Source organism: Aeromicrobium endophyticum (assembly GCF_003586285.1).
Lineage (GTDB): Bacteria > Actinomycetota > Actinomycetes > Propionibacteriales > Nocardioidaceae > Aeromicrobium > Aeromicrobium endophyticum.
In genome coordinates this window covers 1,058,960-1,075,535 of record NZ_QUBR01000001.1, presented here as the reverse complement: position 1 = coordinate 1,075,535, position 16,576 = coordinate 1,058,960, and the positions used below count along the sequence as shown (strand labels likewise).

The following is a 16,576-nucleotide window of genomic DNA, read 5'->3' as shown; positions in this document are numbered from 1 at the left end:
GACGACCGATGAGCGCACAGCGCACGCCTACCACGAAGCTCCTGACCACCACGCTGGTCACGTGCCTGCTGGCGGGAACGCTCGCACTCGTCGGGGCGGCGCCTGCCAGTGCTGCGACCAGCCTGACGGTGACCACCACCGCGGACGTCGCCGCCAACGCGGGCGCCTGCGGCAGCACGTCGGTGACGGCACCCTCAGGCCCGTTGAGCCTGCGGGAGGCGACCTGCCTGGCCAACAACATCGGCGGCACCGCCACCATCACGGTCCCGGCCGGTCGGTACGTGCTGGCCAGCGGTGAGCTTCAGATCGGCAAGGCAGTGGGTCAGGACGTCAGGCTGGCCGGAGCCGGTGCCGGGTCGACGATCATCGACGGCGACGGCAAGAGCCGCGTGCTCGACCTCGACCCGAACATCGTCGGAGGCGTCGCGGTCAGCATCAGCGGCGTGACCGTCACGGGCGGAGCCGACAGCACCTTCGGCGGCGCCGGCATCATCGGCGGCTCGGGCAACTCGACCGCTGCCGACACCCTCAGCATCACCAACAGCGTCATCACGGGCAACGTCGCGAACGCCGCCAACCAGAGCAGCTCGAACAAGCCCGGCGGTGGCGTCCAGTTCATCGGCGGGTCGCTGACGATCACGAGCTCGACGATCTCGGGCAACTCCTCCTACAGCTCCCCGGGCGCCGGTGTCGCGTACTACGCGCAGGGGCAGGGCAGTGGCGAGTCGCTCACCATCACGGGCACGACCTTCTCGTCCAACCAGGCGACCAGCTCGAACGAGTCGGTCTCCAACGGTGGCGGTGGCCTCGCCGTCGGGAGCCCGGCGTCCACGCCACTCTCCGTCACCGCATCGCGCTTCGTCGGCAACAGCGTGACGGGCACCACCGCGCGGGCGGACGGCGGCGCGATCCGTCAGGACGGTGGCGTGCTGACGGTCTCTCGCTCGACCTTCACAGGCAACGAGGTCAAGGGAGGCGCTGGCGCCCGAGGCGGCGCGGTCGAGGTGCTCAGAGGTCGGGCGACGCTGCGGCACAACCGACTGACCGGCAACGTCGCTGCCACCGGGACGGCCGTCCACGCCGCCTCCGGAGCTGGCTCGGTCGACGCCGAGCTCAACTGGTTCGGCTGCAACGACGGGCCCGGCTCGGCCGGCTGCGACACCGTCGCCTCCGACGGCACTGCTGTGGACGTGACCCCTCGCCTGGTGGTCAAGGCGTCTGCGTCGCCGTCCACGGTCACCGGCCCGAACGGCACGTCGACGATCAAGGCCTCGCTGCTGGCCGACTCCGCCGGTGGTGCCGTCTCGCCGAGCGACCTGACCGCGTTCGACGGCCTCCCCGTGGCGTGGAGCAGCCCCAAGCCCACCCCCGCGACCGTCGGTGCGTCCTCGTCGAACCTCTCCGGAGGGGTGGCGAGCGTGTCGTACGGCTCCGCGACGTCCAGCGGTGCCGGATCGGTCTCCGCCTCGCTCGACAACGCCACGACGACGGCCGACGTCGTCGTGCAGCGGCCGGCCACCATCACCACGAACCCCTCGGACGCCTCGGTCTCCGTGGGGGAGCAGGCGACGTTCACCGTCGCCGCCGCCGGCTACCCGGCGCCCACCGTGCAGTGGCAGCGCTCGACCGACGGCGGCTCGGGCTACGCCGACATCGACGGGGCCACCTCTACGACGTACTCGCTCACGACGACGGCCACCGACAACGGCAACCGCTACCGCGCCGTCGCGACCAACGGGGTCGGCCAGCCGGCCACCTCGACGGCCGCGACCCTGACCGTGGGTGGACCCGCGTCCTTCACCAGCAGCGACACGAAGGCCTTCGTCGTGGGCAGCGCCGACTCGTTCACCGTCACGACATCGGGCTTCCCGGCCGTCACGGCGATCACCCGCTCAGGTGCCCTGCCCGCCGGCCTGACCTTCACCGACAACGGCGACGGCACCGCGACGATCGCCGGCACGCCCGACGCGGGCACCGCCGGCAGCTACCCGATCACGCTGACCGCCGTGAACGGCCGCACGCCGGCCGGCACGCAGACGCTGACGATCCGGGTCGACCAGAAGCCCTCCGTGACCACCGACCCGGCCGACAAGACGGTCACCCCCGGCACGAGCGTGTCGTTCACGGCCGCTGCGTCCGGTGCGCCGGCGCCCACGGTGCAGTGGCAGCGCTCAACCAACGGGGGAGCGTCCTTCACCAACGTTGCTGGAGCAACGAGCCCCACGTACACCTTCACCGCGGTGCGCGGCGACGACGGCAACCAGTACCGCGCGGTCTTCACCAACACCCGTGACTCCGCGACCTCGACCGCCGCGACCCTGTACGTCGGCACGGCCCCCTCGTTCACGTCCACCGACCACGCGAGCTTCGCCGTCGGCACGGCCGGCACCTTCACCGTCGCGACGGAAGGGACGCCCGACGCGACGGTCTCTGCCACGAGCACCCTCCCGTCCTGGCTGACGGTGACCGACAACGGCGACGGCACGGCGACACTGGCCGGCACCGCTCCGAAGGGCAGCGGTGGGACGCTCACGGTCGATCTGAGGGCCGCCAACGGCTTCAGCCCGGCGGCGACGCAGACCTTCACACTCACGGTCAACGAGCTTCCGTCGATCACCAGCGCCGACGGCGCCACCTTCGCCGCGGGCAAGGCCGACAGCTTCACCGTCACCACGTCCGCCGGCTACCCGACCGCGAGGACGCTGGCCAAGACCGGCTCCCTGCCGAAGGGCGTCACCTTCACCGACAACGGCGACGGCACCGCGACGCTGGCCGGCACGCCTGACGCGGGCACCGGCGGCAGCTACCCGCTGACGCTGACGGCCACCAGCGCGGCGGGCTCGCGACAGCAGAGCTTCACGCTGTCCGTGACGGAGTCGCCGACGATCACCAGCGACGACCAGGCCACCTTCGCCGCCGGCGAGTCCGGCAGCTTCGACGTGACGACCGCGGGCGGGTACCCGACGTCCGTGGCTCTGACCGCCAGCGGCGTGCCCTCGTGGGCGACCTTCACCGACAACGGTGACGGCACCGCCTCCCTGACCGGCAAGCCGGCAGCGAGCGACAGCGGCGCTGCCTCGGTCGTCGTCACGGCCGACAACGGCAGTGCTCCGCCGACCAAGCAGACCCTCACCGTGAGCGTGACGACCGTCCCGACCTTCACCAGCGAAGACAGCGCCAAGCTCACCGTCGGCACGGAGGGATCGTTCACGATCACCGCCACCGGGTACCCGGCGCCGAAGCTCACCATCGACGGCGACCTGCCCTCCGGCGTGACCGCGACCGAGAACAGCAACGGCTCGGTGACCCTGTCGGGCACGCCCGCCGCCGGCTCGGCGGATCGCTACAGCGTCAAGGTGACGGCGAAGAGCTCGTCCGGCACGACGGAGCAGACCCTGGTCATCGACGTCGTCAAGGCGGCGCAGGCGATCACCGTCACGTCCATCGCCCCGGACGCGCCCGTCGTCGGTCAGTCGTACACCCCGGCGGCCACCGCCCCCGGCGGCACCGTCGCGGTGTCGATCGGCTCGGGCACGACCGACGGCGCCTGCTCGCTGGCCGGCGGTGTGGTGTCGTTCGATCACGCCGGTACCTGTGTCATCGCCTTCGACCAGGCGGGCGACGGCACGTACAGCGCGGCCCCGCAGCTGACGCAGACGATCGTGGTCAGCACCATCGCCACGACCGTGGGCGTCACGACATCGGAGTCGCCGACCGTCTACGGCCAGCCGGCGACCGCCACCGCGACGGTCTCGCACGTGGGCGGCGACGCCGTGGTCGGCTCGGTGCAGTTCTCGGTCGACGGCGACGCTCTCGGCTCACCGGTCGCCGTCTCGTCCGGCACGGCGAAGAGCCCCGAGCTGCGGGACGCCGACGGACGTCCCCTCGCGCCCGGGTCCCACCAGGTGAAGGCGACGTTCGTGCCGACCGACGCGGTCCGCTACGCGGGAGGCGAGAACGTCGTCACCCAGGTCGTCGGCAAGGCCGCGACCACCACGTCGGTCACGGTCGACCCCGCCTCGGTGTCGGCGAAGGTCGTGGCGACCTCGCCGGGCCAGGGCACGCCGACCGGCACCGTCACGTTCAGCGTCGGGGGTGACGAGATCGGCACGGCACCGCTCGTCGACGGCGTCGCACGCCTGAAGCAGGCGGTGCCCACCGGCCTGGCCCGCCAGGTCGCCGCGGTCTACGACGGAGACACGATGTTCACCGGCTCGTCGACGTCGGTGACCCGCAGCGACCCGACGATCACGGCGACGGTCGCGAGCGCGCGGGCCAAGACCGGCTACGGCTGGTACGGCGCACCCGTCACGGTCTCGTTCACCTGCACCACGAACGGCGCCGAGCTCACCGAGCCCTGCCCCTCGCCGGTGCGGATCGGACGGGGCGCCGGGCAGTCGGTGACCCGCACCATCGCGTCCACCGACGGCGGCGTCGCCACGGTCGTGGTCGGCGGCATCAACGTCGACGACCAGCGACCGACGCTGAAGATCAGGGGTGTCAAGAGCGGCCGCGTGTACGGCGGCAAGGCTCCGCGCGCCACGTGTGCCGCCAAGGACGCGCTGTCGGGGGTCGCCTCGTGCAAGGTCACCCAGCGCAAGCGCGGCACCGTCACGACCGTGACCGCCACGGCCACCGACAAGGCCGGCAACCAGCGCTCGCGCAGCGTCCGCTACCGCACCAGCATCGTCACGCTGGACGGTGCGACCTTCCGCAACGGCGCGTACGACGTCAAGCGAGGCCGCACCTACACGCTGGTCGTGATGGCGGGCAGCAGGCCGACGTACTACGAGGCGGAGGTCGCACCGAGGACGCCGCGCAAGCCTGGCGGCCTGATGCGTCCCGCAGGCCACGACCGCTACGCCCTGGGCGTGACGATGAAGGACCTGCGCGGCCGCACGTACTGGAACCTCGGCGTCAAGGTCGGCAAGAAGATGCACGTCGTCCGCGTGCGGGCGAGGGGCTGACGGCGTCGCGGGCTCGGGTCCGACGGACAGCACGTCACCTTCGACCCGAGCCGTCGTTGCTTCGGACATGAGTGTCGTACTTTGGCTGTTCGCGGCTGTTGTCGCCGCGAACGCTGTTCTGCTGCTGGCCCTCGTGCTCCGCTTCCGCAGCGAGGTGCGGGCGACGCGGGATGATCAGCTGCACCACATCGTCGAGCTGTGGCACGCACATGTCAGCCGGGAGTCTCTCGAGAGCACGACGTCCGCTGGCTAGGACGCTGGGCAGATGCTCAGGCGGCGCGGTTCTCGTCGTCGTCGGGACGCGACTGGGTGGACTCGATCGTGAAGCCGGGGTCGGACGCCCCCGAGCGCAGCGCCGCCACCAGGACGACGAAGGCGATCAGCGCCACGGCGCATCCGCACACGATCAGGACAGTCACGGTGCAACCCTAGCCGCGTCGAGGTCAGGTCCTGGACGCGACGACCACGCGATGCGGACCGTCCGACCGAATCGTCCGAGAAAGTCTGACCGAGTGCGTCATGCACGGAGCGCTCGCACGTCCAGCCGATGTGCCGATCTGGATCTTGGTTGTCTCCGCCGTCGTGGCGGCGAACGTCGTCGTCGCTGGCGCCCTGCTGGCCCACTACCTGAGGGAGCGGAATGAGCGCCGGTGACCTGAGGCGCCACGTCGCCCAGCTGGACGACCTGGCGCGTGACCTGTCGGCGCTCGGGCTGCACGCCGAGGTCGAGATCCAGTCCGGGCGCCGCGGACGATGGCTGGTCACTCCGGGAGTGGGCGTGCGCACGATCTCGTCGGTGCGCCGCTGGCGGCACCACGGCCTGCACGTGGTGCGGCTGGGTGCCGAGGTGCTGCACCTGACGACCGACGACCTCGAGCTCGTCGTGCTGGCCGCGGCCGACCTCGCGGTGCACGGCAGGCCGACACTGGGCCTCGGCTCGGCCGGTGAGTACTGCCTGACGTCCGCGCGTCCGATCCTGGTGCGACACCCGTCCCGGCCGGAGCTGTGGTGGTTCACCACGGCCGGCGAGCTCGCCCCTCTGGGCGGATTGGAGACAGGGCTGAGTCAAATAGGTAGGGTCAGTGCAAGGCTGTCACGTGCTGTCCGTCATGATCATGTCGGCGCAACCGCCGTGAGCGTGAGGGAGCAACCGTGAGCGAGTCGGCACTGGCTCGGATGGGCGACTTCGTCGTGCGGCAGCGCATCGTCGACCTGCTCCGGCTCTACCGTCCGCTCACCGTGGTGCGGTCGCCGAGCGGGTCGGGCAAGACGGTCGCCGTCCTGCAGTGGGCCCACCAGATCGCGGACTCCGGCATCCCTGTGCAGTGGTTCGACGGCCAGCGCAGCACGGTCGACGACCTGATGACGGTGCTCGAGGAGCTCGACCGCGCACCTGCCGGTCGCACCGTCATCGTGCTCGACCACATCGAGGGCTGGACCGACTGGCCAGGCCCCGAGATCGTCAGGGCCCTGCGCTACCACCCCGAGCTGACCATGGTCGTCTGCTCGCGCACGCACCTGCCGTGGTTCACAGCCGCCGAGCTCGAGCTCGATGTCGGCCGCATCAGCATGTCCGACCTGCGACTCACCGTCGACGACGTCACGGCCATCGCGGCTCGAGCCGGCCTGGAGCTGACGCACGGAGCCGCTGCCGCGATCCACACGTCCATCGGCGGCATGCCGGCGCTGGCCCGCATCGGGCTCGTCACCAGCAACGCCGGGGGCACGCCGACGTGGTGGTCGGAGGGCCGGGTGCGGCGCTTCCTCGCGGGGCACCTGATGTCGGAGATCGTCGACCCCAGGGCGCGCATCGACCTGCGACGCGCGGCCTTCATCGAGCACCTGAGCGCCGACTCCCTCGGTGCCGCCGACCCGGACGGCTCGCCGCGTCGGATGCTCGAGAGCCTCGAGAGCATCGGCGTCGTCGACCAGTGGGTCGACGGCCACGAGCCGATCTACTGGATGCCGGCGCTGGCCCGCGAGACCCTCAAGCACGATCTCGACCACATCGACATCGGCGACGTCGACGAGCTGCACGACGCCGTCGTCGCGGCCTTCCGCACCCTGGGCCTGCCGCACCTCGCCCTCGCGCAGGCCGTGGCCGGCGAGCGCTGGCGGACGGTGGAGGCCATCCTCGACGAGAGCGGGTGGATGTTGCTCAAGGCCCACGAGTCGTCGCTGCGGGTCGCCCTACGAGAGCTGCCCGACCACATGCGCTCGGGCTCGGCCATCGCGCGCGTGCTCGACGACACGATCGCCCTGCGACCGCCGCGCGACCGCGACGAGCGCAGCGGCGGCTGGCGCAACCCTCCGTCCGACACCCAGGCGCGGCTGCACCTCGAGACGATCGGCGTCATCGGCGGACGCCGAGCCGGTCTGGCAGCCCAGACCCTGGCGTCCAGCGCGGCTGCCGTCGAGCTGGCCGAGCAGGCCCTCGACGCGTCGGGCCCCGAGCACATCGCGGCCGCCCAGCTCATCCTCGAGCTGGGCATCACGGCCTTCGCCGCCGGTGACATCGTGGCGGCGGAGGCGCGGCTGCGGCACGTGGTGCGGTCGTCCGACGGTGCGCGCGCCGTGGTCGTCCGTCACGAGGCGGCCAGCTTCCAGGCCCTCATCAGCACGGTGCTCGGCGACATCCAGGCCGCCCGGCGGTCGCGGGATGACTCCCACGAGCTGCGGACCAGCGTGGCCCGCTTCAACTTCCCGACCACCACGATGGACCTCGCCGACACCCTCATGTCGTTCGAGACCCGCGCGCAGCCCGTGCGCCAGACCGCGGCGAGCGACTTCGCGGACGTGCCCGAGGTCGTCCGCGTCTGGGCGACCTACGCCGAGAGCCGAAGCGCCCTCGGCTGGGGCGGGCGGCTGCAAGCACTGCACCGCTTGCGCGCGTCCCGCCTGGTCGACTCGGCCCGCCTGCCCGACACGGCCGGCCTGCTCAACGTGTTCGAGGCCGACCTGCTGCTGTCGCTCGGTCGCGGGACGGAGGCCAACCGGCTGCTCGAGGACGTGCCGCAGCGCAACCTGTTCGGTGCCGTCACCCGCGCCCGGCTGGCCTACCTGACCGGGCAGCACGACCGGACGATCGACATCCTGGCGTCCTTGACCGGCGGATCGCACCCGTTCCACCGCCTGCGCGTCGAGGCCCAGCTGCTGGCCGCGGTGTCGTACGACCGCATCGGCGAGACGGACGTCAGCCGCGGGCTGCTGAGGCGTGCGGTGGACGCCGCCGTGCCCCTCGGCATGCTGTCGCCGTTCGCGACGGTGCCGGTGGAGCTCCTCCGCACGTACGAGCACTCGGTGCCGACGCTCGCGGACGTGCTGAGCGACCTGCGCGCGATCGAGATCCGCCATCCGTACCCCGAGTCGATCGGGCTCGTGCGGCTCACTCCTCGCGAGCGCGAGGTGCTGGTCGCGCTGGCGCTGGGAAGCTCCGTCGACGAGATCGCGGCGCGCCTGTTCGTCTCGCGCAACACGGTGAAGACGCAGACACGTGGCCTGTACCGCAAGCTCGGCGCCTCCAACCGCTCCGAAGCGGTCGCCGCCGGCCACCTGCTGGGCCTGCTGCACGACTGACTTGTGGCGGCGGCTAGGACGTCTCGCTCGTGGTGACGCCGCAGACCTTCTCGCCGTGCTCCTGAACGGCCGTGGCCGCCTTCGTGAAGGCGGGGCTGCGCAGCTTCGATGCCGCCGCGGTGACGTCTCGCACCTTCGCGGGGTCGACGCCCGCCGGCATCGTCTGTGTGGGCGTGCCGGGCAGCTCGCCGAGGGTGATGTCGGCCGCGCGGAGCGCCTTGTCGAGGGCCGTCATGGTGGTGTCGAGCGTCTGCCAGTCGGCCTTGACCTCGTCCGGGGCCGCCTCGGCGAGCCGGTGGTACGCCCTGACGACGTCCGGGAAGTTGCCGGAGTCGAGGTTCGCGAACGCCGACACCGACGTCTTGAGCTGTCGGCAGTAGTCGTCGCCGTCCGAGCTGCTGCCGCACGCCGCGAGCGTCCCGGCCAGCGCGACGACGCCGGCCATCGCGATGCGCATCCTCATGCTGTCCCCGTCCCGAGCTCACAGTGATCGCCTGCCAGGGTACGTCGCCTCGATGACGCGCCACGTCGGCCCGGTGGACGGATGTCGACTCACCCCGGTTCTCACCCCCGAAGCCATCCCTGTTTCACCCGTTTGTCCGGTCATGGATGCCTGTACTGCCCGTCTCATAGGAGTCAACAACTCCCTTCGTCGCGGCTGCTGAGGTCGCGCGCTCAGATTCGAGGACGAATCGTGGCACCTGGACTCCGCAAGCACCCGCGCAATCATCGCCCAGCCGTACGTCTAGGGGTGTCGACGCTGCTCGCGTTGATGCTCGCGTCGTCGGGTCTGGTGGCCTCGTCGTCGGTGGCGGCTGACGAGACCCCTGACCCGTCGACCACGTCGACGCCGGCCCCAACAGAGACTCCGTCGACCGACACACCGGAGCTGGACGTCAAGAGCACGCCCGAGGCCCCTGCAGCCCACGAGCCCGCCGACACGTCAGAGTCCGGCGCCAAGGATGCGCCCAAGGCCGACGTCAAGACCAAGGACGCTCCCAAGGCCGACGTGCCGACCGAGCCCACGCCGCAGGGCGAGCCGGGTGCCGTCGAGCGCGCCAGGTCGATCGTCGCGAAGGCCATCGGCGACGGCACGTTGTCGGTCGACCTGTCGCAGACCACGGGCACGGGCCCCTTCGATGGCGACGACGCCGCCGGGCACGACTCGAGCGCGACCAACGACGTCATCCGCACCAACGACACGATCACGTATCGCGTGGGTGTCCGGTACGAGGGCGAGGACCAGACCAACCCGCAGATCAAGTTCACGCTGCCGCAGGGCCAGGAGCTGGTCTCGCTCCCGCCGTTCTGCCTGGACGGCTCGTCGGTGACGCCGGCGAACCTGCCGGCACCTACCGTTCCCGTGACCTCGACCTCGTATCAGGCGCTGCCGACCCAGACGGTCGTGTGCGTCGTCGCGGACCAGACGCAGGGCACTGCGCTGAACTACGAGTTCCTCTCGAAAGTCCGTCCCGAGATGCCCAACGGGCATGCCATGACTCCCTTCACGGCGTCGGCCACCACCGACCAGGTCACGACTCCTGCCTCGTCGCCGAGCGTCAGCCAGATCGTGTCGGCCAAGGCCAACTTCGACGTCTCGAAGCGCGGCACCGCCGCGAACGAGAACGCCGGCCCCTTCTACAGCCGTGTCGCCGGTCCGTGCTCGTTCGACGCCGCTCGGTCGTGCCGGATCGTGGAGTACCCGCTGACGATCACCGCCCCGGGCGGCGGCAAGGGGACCTCTCCGCTGGCATCCCCGATCACCATGACGGACGACATCAGCCCTGCCACTTACTTCGGCGCTGCCGCGTGGGCCGACGCGATCACCAAGGCCGGGTCCGAGGCGGCAGCGTTGCAGAAGTACGCCCCGCGTCTGCAGAGCTGCCCGGGCACCCAGAACCTCTGGGGAGGCATCCCGTACTCCAGCGGAGGCAACGGTGACACCGTCAAGAACTCGGTACGCGACTCCGGCAACCTGTCGTGCGTGCAACCTGGCGGTCTCGGCACGCCGGTGGACATCACGATCACCGACGCCGACACGACCGCGTACACCGTTCCTACCCTGACCGGCAGCATGGCTGCCTTGCCGGCCGACACCGGTTACGTCATCAGTCGTCAGGTCAACCTGGAGATCCCTTCCGACGCGATCACCGACCTGGGTGTCGCCGGTGCAGACGGCAACACCTGGACACTGGCCACCGAGAACACCTACACCGACATCTCGATGAGCGACATCGCCGGCAACCCCAACACGGGTGAGGTGCTCGCCAACAACAACCGCAAGGCGACCTTGCAGGTCAAGATCAGCGAAGGCTTCGACAAGTTCTTCTCGGGCATCTGGGGCCAGCAGGGCAACACGCCGCCCAACCGGTTCTCGCCGGGGTTCGGTGCCTGGCAGGGCCCTCCGGGCTCCAACCAGAAGCTCGACGGCAACACCGTCGTCGTGCCCGGTCAGGTCGTGCAGAGCAACCTGTTCTTCGGCGCCAACGGCGGAGTCCCGAACTCGGGGACGGCCAACGCGCGCAGCTACTTCGCGTGCGACGTGTGGGACGAGTCGAAGCTGGCGCTGACCAAGGTCAACTCCCTGTCGAGCGGCGATCGCAACAACCGTCCGTCCGGCGGCGAGGCTGCCTGGATCTCGTACTTCAACCCCAATGACGCACTCATGGCTCCGGTGTCGGACATCCCCGGTCTGACGATCCAGTACTCGTCCGGACCAGCGGGCAGCGGTGCTGATTCGAGCTGCGAGACCGGCACGTGGTCGAACACACCTGAGGGAGTCCCAGGTGCGTCGGTCTCGGCCGACGGCGTCTACAGCGGCGTCAACCGCGTGCGCATCTCGTTCTCGAGCGAGTACAAGTACAACACCGACTACTTCTACGTGAACCTGGCGCTGGGCATGACGGTCAAGAAGACCAACGCCTCCGGAGACATCGTCCCCAACTGGGCCTCGCAGAAGATCGTCAACGGCACGCACACGCTGCCGGAGATCCTGGCCGACCCCTCGTCGAGCTACGTCACGTCGAAGTACAACCCGGCGAACCACTCGGGATCGGCGGGCGACCGACTTCTCGTTGGAGGCGTCACGGCACGTCTGAAGAAGTACGTCAAGAACCCGACCACGGGCGTCTTCAGCGACTCCGCGGTGCCCCAGTACAGCAGTGGGTCGAAGGTCGACTACCGCCTGAACCCGACGATCACGGCCGACGTGAGCGCGGGGACCAAGGCGCCTGTGATCATCGAGGACTGCCTGCCCAAGTACCAGCAGTTCGTCTCGTCCAAGCGCGAGACGTCGGGTGACCCGATCACCCCGGTGCTGGTGCAGCAGGGATCGCCTGCGGGCGCGGAGCTGCAGTGCGCCGCGGGGGAGACCTACGTGAAGTGGGACCTGGGCGACAACACGGTCAACGAGACGGTCGACCCGATCGTCTACTCGGTCGAGATCCTCGGCACGGTCCGCAACGGCAACTACATCAACAACGCGCTGGTCAGCTCGGAGCAGGACCCGTCGCCGGCTTCGGCTCGTGACGCATCGGCGCAGATCCAGATCGTGACGCCGACCGGCATCAAGATCGCCAAGTCGACGCCGCAGAGCATCGTCGAGGTCAACCCTGACGGGGTGGCCGCACCGCGCACGCTCAAGTGGACCGTCGACTTCGCGAACGTCGACGCCCCGCAGAACGTCTCGGACGTCGACGTGATCGACGTGCTGCCCGCCGACGGCGTGGGTGACACCGACTTCACCGGAAGCCTGGCGTTCACGTCGGCGACGGTCGCGGCCGGAACCGGCATCGACATCCAGTACACGTCGAGCCCCGCTGCGGGTCTGAAGGTCGACCCGAACGACCCGACGAACGGTGCGACGGGTGCCACGGTGTGGTGCTCGGCGATCAGCGGCACCCCGGTGTCCGGCGCCGGCACGGCGGCCGACTGCCCCACGACGGCCTCGGCGGTCACGGGTCTGCGGTTCAAGCGGGCGGGAGCGTTCGCGCCCGGTGACGACATGACGGTCAACATCGTCATGACGCCGTCCAAGAACGCCGGAGGCGACGTGTACGACAACATCACCTCGGGACGCGCCAACGGCGTGACGCAGCCGGTCGGTCCCGCCTCGCGCGAGATCAAGGTCATCGAGTCGGCCATCGGCGACTTCGTGTGGGAGGACCTGAACAAGAACGGTCTGCAGGACGCGGACGAGCCGGGTGTGGCCGACTTCCCGGTCAAGCTGGTGGGCAAGGACCTGGACGGCAACGACGTGTCGCTGTCGACCACGACCAACGCCAACGGCAAGTACTCGTTCAAGGGTCTGGCGTCGGGCACGTACAAGGTGGTCTTCGACCCGAACGGGCTGAACTCCAACACGACGTTCACGACCCGCAACGCCGGCAGTGACGACGCGGTCGACTCCGACGCCGACACCACGACGGGCGAGACGGCCGAGATCACCCTCGCGCCCGACTCGCAGGACCCGACGTGGGATGCCGGTGTGGTCATCGACCGCAACGTCAAGATCGTGGTCGACAAGAAGGTCGAGAGCCAGAGCGTCCTGGACGCCAAGCGCGACGGGACGGTGACGTACTCGCTGACGGTGGCCAACTCCGGCACCGCAGAGGGCACGTACAGCCTCAACGACCAGCTGACGTTCGGTGGTGACGTCAAGGTGCTGTCGGCCAAGGCGGCCACGACCGCGAACGGCGTGACGGTCAACCCGGCCTACGACGGTCTGAAGGACTCCGTGCTCGTGGCGGACCAGAAGATCGCCGGCGGTGCGACGCACGTCTACACCGTGACGGTGGGCGTCCACGTCGACACCAAGATCGCCAAGGCCGAGCAGGACTGCAAGGTCAAGAACACCGAGACCGGCACCGGCTTCCTCAACAAGGCCACGCTGGTGGTCGACGACGTCACCTACACCGACAAGGCGTGTGCCCCGGTGCCCGGTGACGTCAAGGACGACAAGGACGACAAGGACGACAAGGACGACAAGCCGGACGGCGGCCAGGTCAAGGACGACGGAGACCAGGCTGACGACGGCAACAGCGTGCTGCCCTCCACGGGCGGTCCGGCGCTGGGTCTGCTGCTCGGTGGTCTGGCGCTGATCGCCGGCGGCGCCGTGCTGGTGAGGCGTCGCCGTGAGGTGAAGCCGACGGAGCACGCGTGACCGTCAGCACCTCGACGACGGCCCCCGGGCGTGTGAGCACCACACGCCCGGGGGCCGCGGTGCGCGCATGACCGTCTCCGACCTCGACGAGGTCACCGACGCGGCGCTGATCGAGGCCGTCCGCGGCGGTGACGCCGCCGCCGAGGGCGAGCTGTTCGTCAGGCACCAGGCCGCCGCCGTGCGGTACGCGCGCCGGCTGGCCGGGGTCTCGGACGCCGAGGACCTCGCCTCGGACGCCTTCGTGCGGGTCTTCCAGGTCATCCGTGACGGTCGCGGGCCCGAGGTCGCGTTCCGTCCCTACCTCATGACCGCGGTGCGCAACCGCTACGTCGACCACGTCCGCAAGGACAGCCGGCACGTGTGGGTCGGCGACGAGGGCGTGATGGACGCCGTCTCGTCCCCCGATGACGAGGGAGTGCTGAGGGACGAGTCGGAGGTGCTGGCGTCGGCCTTCCACTCGCTGCCCGAGCGGCACCAGCTCGTGCTCTGGCACGCCTTGGTGGAGAAGGATCCCCACAGCGTCACGGCCAAGCTGCTGGGCATGACGCCCAACGGTGTCGCGGCGCTGACCTACCGGGCCAAGGAGAGCCTGCGCGAGGCGTACCTGGCGCGGCACGTGCTGCCGACGACCGACGAGGACTGCGGTCCGACGCGCAGCCTGCTGGCGGCGCACCGCCAGGGGCGCGTGCCGGCCAAGCAGCGGGCGCGGGTCGACCTGCACCTCGCCGGCTGCTCGGCGTGCGCCGGCGCCTACGACGAGCTCTCGATGCTCGACTCGCGGCTGGCCGCGAACCTGCCGGCGGCGCTGCTGGTCGTCGGTGTCCCCACGGTGGCGACGGCCGCCTCGGGAGGGGCTGCGATGACAGCCGTCCACGCGGGTCGGGGTCGGACGATCGCCCAGGCCGGTGTGGCCGGAGCCGCCGCGATCGTCGCGGTCCTCGCTGCCGTGTGGTGGGCCGGGGCTGACGAGGCTCGCGGCCCGGTCGCGGCACCCCCGGTTCCCTCGCCGTCGGCTGCACCGGCGCCGTCGGCGGCCGCCAGCCCCGAGGCGACCACGCCGTCGCCGGTCGTGTCCCCGCCTGCCGCTGCTCCGGCCGTGCCCGCGGTCCCGCAGCCGTCGCCGACCACCACCCGTCCGGCGCCGCGCCCGACCCCGTCACCGACGGCACCCGCCCGGACGATCGATCCGATCGCACCGACCGCCGCGCCGACGCAGGTTCCGCCCGACCTCTCGGTCAGGGCGTTGACGGCCTACTCCACCGGTTCTGGCGGTTTCGTGCTGCAGGCCGACGTCGTTGCCGACAGCCCGTCGGTCCGGCTCAGCTTCGAGGTGGGCAGCCTGGCGTCGTTCGAGGTGCAGAAGGACCAGACCGGCAGGACGCCCTCGTGCAGCTCGTCGGCGGGGGAGAGCAAGGAGGCGACGACCGTGCTGTGCACCTTCGACGGTCCGGTCGACGGTCGCACCACGATGGCCGTCGCGGTGACGGGGCGCAGGCTCGAGGCCGTCGTCAGGCTCGCCGGCGCGAGCGGTGACGACCCGCGCCCGGGCAACAACACGGCCCGCGTGGTCGTCGACGACTCCGCCCGCTGATCCGCCGGGCGGAAGCCCGCGACCACCACCCGTCCGCCCGAGGATGAGGCAGGATACCGGCATGCGCGTCCACCACCTGAGCTGCGGCTCGTTCGCCCCGCCGCTGGTCGGCCACCTGGTGTGCCACGTCCTGCTGTGCGAGACCGATGACGGGCTGGTGCTCGTCGACACCGGGCTCGGCCTCGACGACTACGCCGATCCGAAGGGCCGGATGGGGCCGTCGCGTCACCTGCTCAAGCCCGTCATGGACCCCGCGGCCTCGGCCGTGCTCCAGCTGCAGACGCGCGGGTTCTCGGCCACGGACGTCACGCACGTCGTCCTGACCCACCTCGACTTCGACCACGTCGGCGGTCTGTCGGACTTCCCCCAGGCGACGGTGCACACCACGGCCGACGAGCACGCCGCCGCGATCACGTCGCCGGACGTCCTCGACCGCCGGCGGTACCGGCCGGCCCAGTGGGCGCACGGTCCTGCCTGGCAGCTGCACGCCGGCCGCGGCGACGCGTGGCGGGCGGGGCTGACCGGGCACGAGGTGCTGCCGGGCATCACGCTCGTGCCCATGGCCGGCCACTCCCGAGGGCACGCAGCCGTGGCCGTCGATGCCGGCGACGGACGCTTGACCATCCATGCCGGAGACGCCGCCTTCGACGCGTCGTCGTACGCCGACAGCACACCCGCGGGGCACGGCCTCCAGTCGATCCGGGCACTCCGTGCGTTCGAGCAGGTGGTGGGTCGCGACCGCGCGGCGATCGCCCGCAACCACCGGGCCCTGCGCGAGCTCGACGCCGAACCAGGCGTCACGGTGGTGACGGCCCACGACCCCCGCGTCTTCGACGACGTCAGGGGGTAGAGCCCATCGGAGCTCTCAAGCGGAGGGGGTCGACCTGCGTGCGAACGGGGAGATGGCGCGGATGCCCTCGACGACGGCCAAGCCGGTCAGGAAGAAGATCCCGGTGATGAGACCCAGGATCGCTGCGGGGAGATCGCGTACGTGCATGCCTGGGTAGAGCACCGAGCAGCACGGTCATGACGGGGCCGTGGCCCGGGATGTCGGCGGTCAGTGACGGCCGACGGTGCGCGGAGCGCTCGACTGCTGCGAGGGCTTGGCCTCGGACTTCTGGCCCTTGTCCTTCAGGCCCCAGTCGGCTCGGATGGTCGCCACGACAGTCTCGAACTCCTCGATGAGGCGCTTCTTCTCTGCTTCGTACGTCATGGCGTTCCCTCCGGATGGCTACCACCACGGTAGGCCATGGCGGGCGCAGACGCGCACATGGACAGCCC

10 protein-coding genes are annotated in these 16,576 nt (G+C 70.6%); 6 read left to right on the top strand and 4 right to left on the bottom strand.

Annotated elements, in window-relative coordinates; translation table 11 throughout:
* The first annotated feature begins 8 nt into the window (after nt 1-8).
* Nucleotides 9-4,967: a beta strand repeat-containing protein gene (locus tag DX116_RS05250; protein ID WP_158591906.1), complete on the top strand. Its 4,959-nt coding sequence runs from the start codon at nt 9-11 to the stop codon at nt 4,965-4,967.
* A gap of 269 nt (nt 4,968-5,236) precedes the next feature.
* Here the strand turns inward: DX116_RS05250 and DX116_RS19855 are convergent, their stop codons facing one another.
* Nucleotides 5,237-5,386, bottom strand: a complete 150-nt coding sequence (locus DX116_RS19855) for a hypothetical protein (RefSeq protein WP_158591905.1) — start codon at nt 5,384-5,386, stop codon at nt 5,237-5,239.
* Between the two features lie 221 nt (nt 5,387-5,607).
* Here DX116_RS19855 and DX116_RS05240 point away from each other — a divergent pair, with 221 nt between their 5' ends.
* Together DX116_RS05240 and DX116_RS05235 are read left to right on the top strand one after the other, a co-directional pair.
* A complete protein-coding gene (locus DX116_RS05240; protein WP_119703109.1) occupies nt 5,608-6,123 on the top strand; it encodes a hypothetical protein in 516 nt (171 codons plus the stop codon).
* The gene (locus tag DX116_RS05235; protein WP_119703108.1) at nt 6,120-8,543 is read left to right on the top strand and encodes a LuxR C-terminal-related transcriptional regulator; all 2,424 of its coding nucleotides are present in this window, start codon (nt 6,120-6,122) and stop codon (nt 8,541-8,543) included. Before DX116_RS05240 ends, DX116_RS05235 begins: the two co-directional genes overlap by 4 nt.
* 13 nt (nt 8,544-8,556) lie before the next feature.
* Here DX116_RS05235 and DX116_RS05230 read toward each other — a convergent pair whose 3' ends face one another.
* Nucleotides 8,557-9,006, bottom strand: a complete 450-nt coding sequence (locus DX116_RS05230) for a hypothetical protein (protein WP_147393586.1) — start codon at nt 9,004-9,006, stop codon at nt 8,557-8,559.
* A 288-nt stretch (nt 9,007-9,294) separates the two neighbouring features.
* Here DX116_RS05230 and DX116_RS05225 point away from each other — a divergent pair, with 288 nt between their 5' ends.
* The 3 genes from DX116_RS05225 (at nt 9,295) to DX116_RS05215 (ending at nt 16,145) form a co-directional block, all read left to right on the top strand.
* Complete coding sequence (locus tag DX116_RS05225) at nt 9,295-13,704, top strand: SdrD B-like domain-containing protein (protein WP_119703106.1); 4,410 nt, start codon at nt 9,295-9,297, stop codon at nt 13,702-13,704.
* A gap of 67 nt (nt 13,705-13,771) precedes the next feature.
* On the top strand, nt 13,772-15,295 hold the full coding sequence (locus tag DX116_RS05220; RefSeq protein ID WP_119703105.1) for a sigma-70 family RNA polymerase sigma factor: 1,524 nt from the start codon (nt 13,772-13,774) through the stop codon (nt 15,293-15,295).
* Nucleotides 15,296-15,356: 61 nt separating this feature from the next.
* Nucleotides 15,357-16,145: an MBL fold metallo-hydrolase gene (locus DX116_RS05215; protein WP_119703104.1), complete on the top strand. Its 789-nt coding sequence runs from the start codon at nt 15,357-15,359 to the stop codon at nt 16,143-16,145.
* A 15-nt stretch (nt 16,146-16,160) separates the two neighbouring features.
* Here DX116_RS05215 and DX116_RS20395 read toward each other — a convergent pair whose 3' ends face one another.
* Nucleotides 16,161-16,292 carry a hypothetical protein gene (locus DX116_RS20395; protein WP_267897679.1) on the bottom strand — a complete coding sequence of 44 codons (132 nt, stop codon included), beginning with the start codon at nt 16,290-16,292 and terminating at the stop codon, nt 16,161-16,163.
* Between the two features lie 60 nt (nt 16,293-16,352).
* Nucleotides 16,353-16,508 carry a hypothetical protein gene (locus DX116_RS19850; protein WP_158591904.1) on the bottom strand — a complete coding sequence of 52 codons (156 nt, stop codon included), beginning with the start codon at nt 16,506-16,508 and terminating at the stop codon, nt 16,353-16,355.
* Nucleotides 16,509-16,576: the final 68 nt, after the last annotated feature.

Bases quoted from the DNA above. Each gene is read 5' to 3' on its own strand.
- DX116_RS05250 (WP_158591906.1), top strand. From the start codon at position 9: ATGAGCGCACAGCGCACGCCTACCACGAAGCTCCTGACCACCACGCTG.
- DX116_RS05240 (WP_119703109.1), top strand. From the start codon at position 5,608: ATGAGCGCCGGTGACCTGAGGCGCCACGTCGCCCAGCTGGACGACCTG.
- DX116_RS05230 (WP_147393586.1), bottom strand. From the start codon at position 9,006: ATGAGGATGCGCATCGCGATGGCCGGCGTCGTCGCGCTGGCCGGGACG.
- DX116_RS05220 (WP_119703105.1), top strand. From the start codon at position 13,772: ATGACCGTCTCCGACCTCGACGAGGTCACCGACGCGGCGCTGATCGAG.
- DX116_RS05215 (WP_119703104.1), top strand. From the start codon at position 15,357: ATGCGCGTCCACCACCTGAGCTGCGGCTCGTTCGCCCCGCCGCTGGTC.
- DX116_RS20395 (WP_267897679.1), bottom strand. From the start codon at position 16,292: ATGCACGTACGCGATCTCCCCGCAGCGATCCTGGGTCTCATCACCGGG.
- DX116_RS19850 (WP_158591904.1), bottom strand. From the start codon at position 16,508: ATGACGTACGAAGCAGAGAAGAAGCGCCTCATCGAGGAGTTCGAGACT.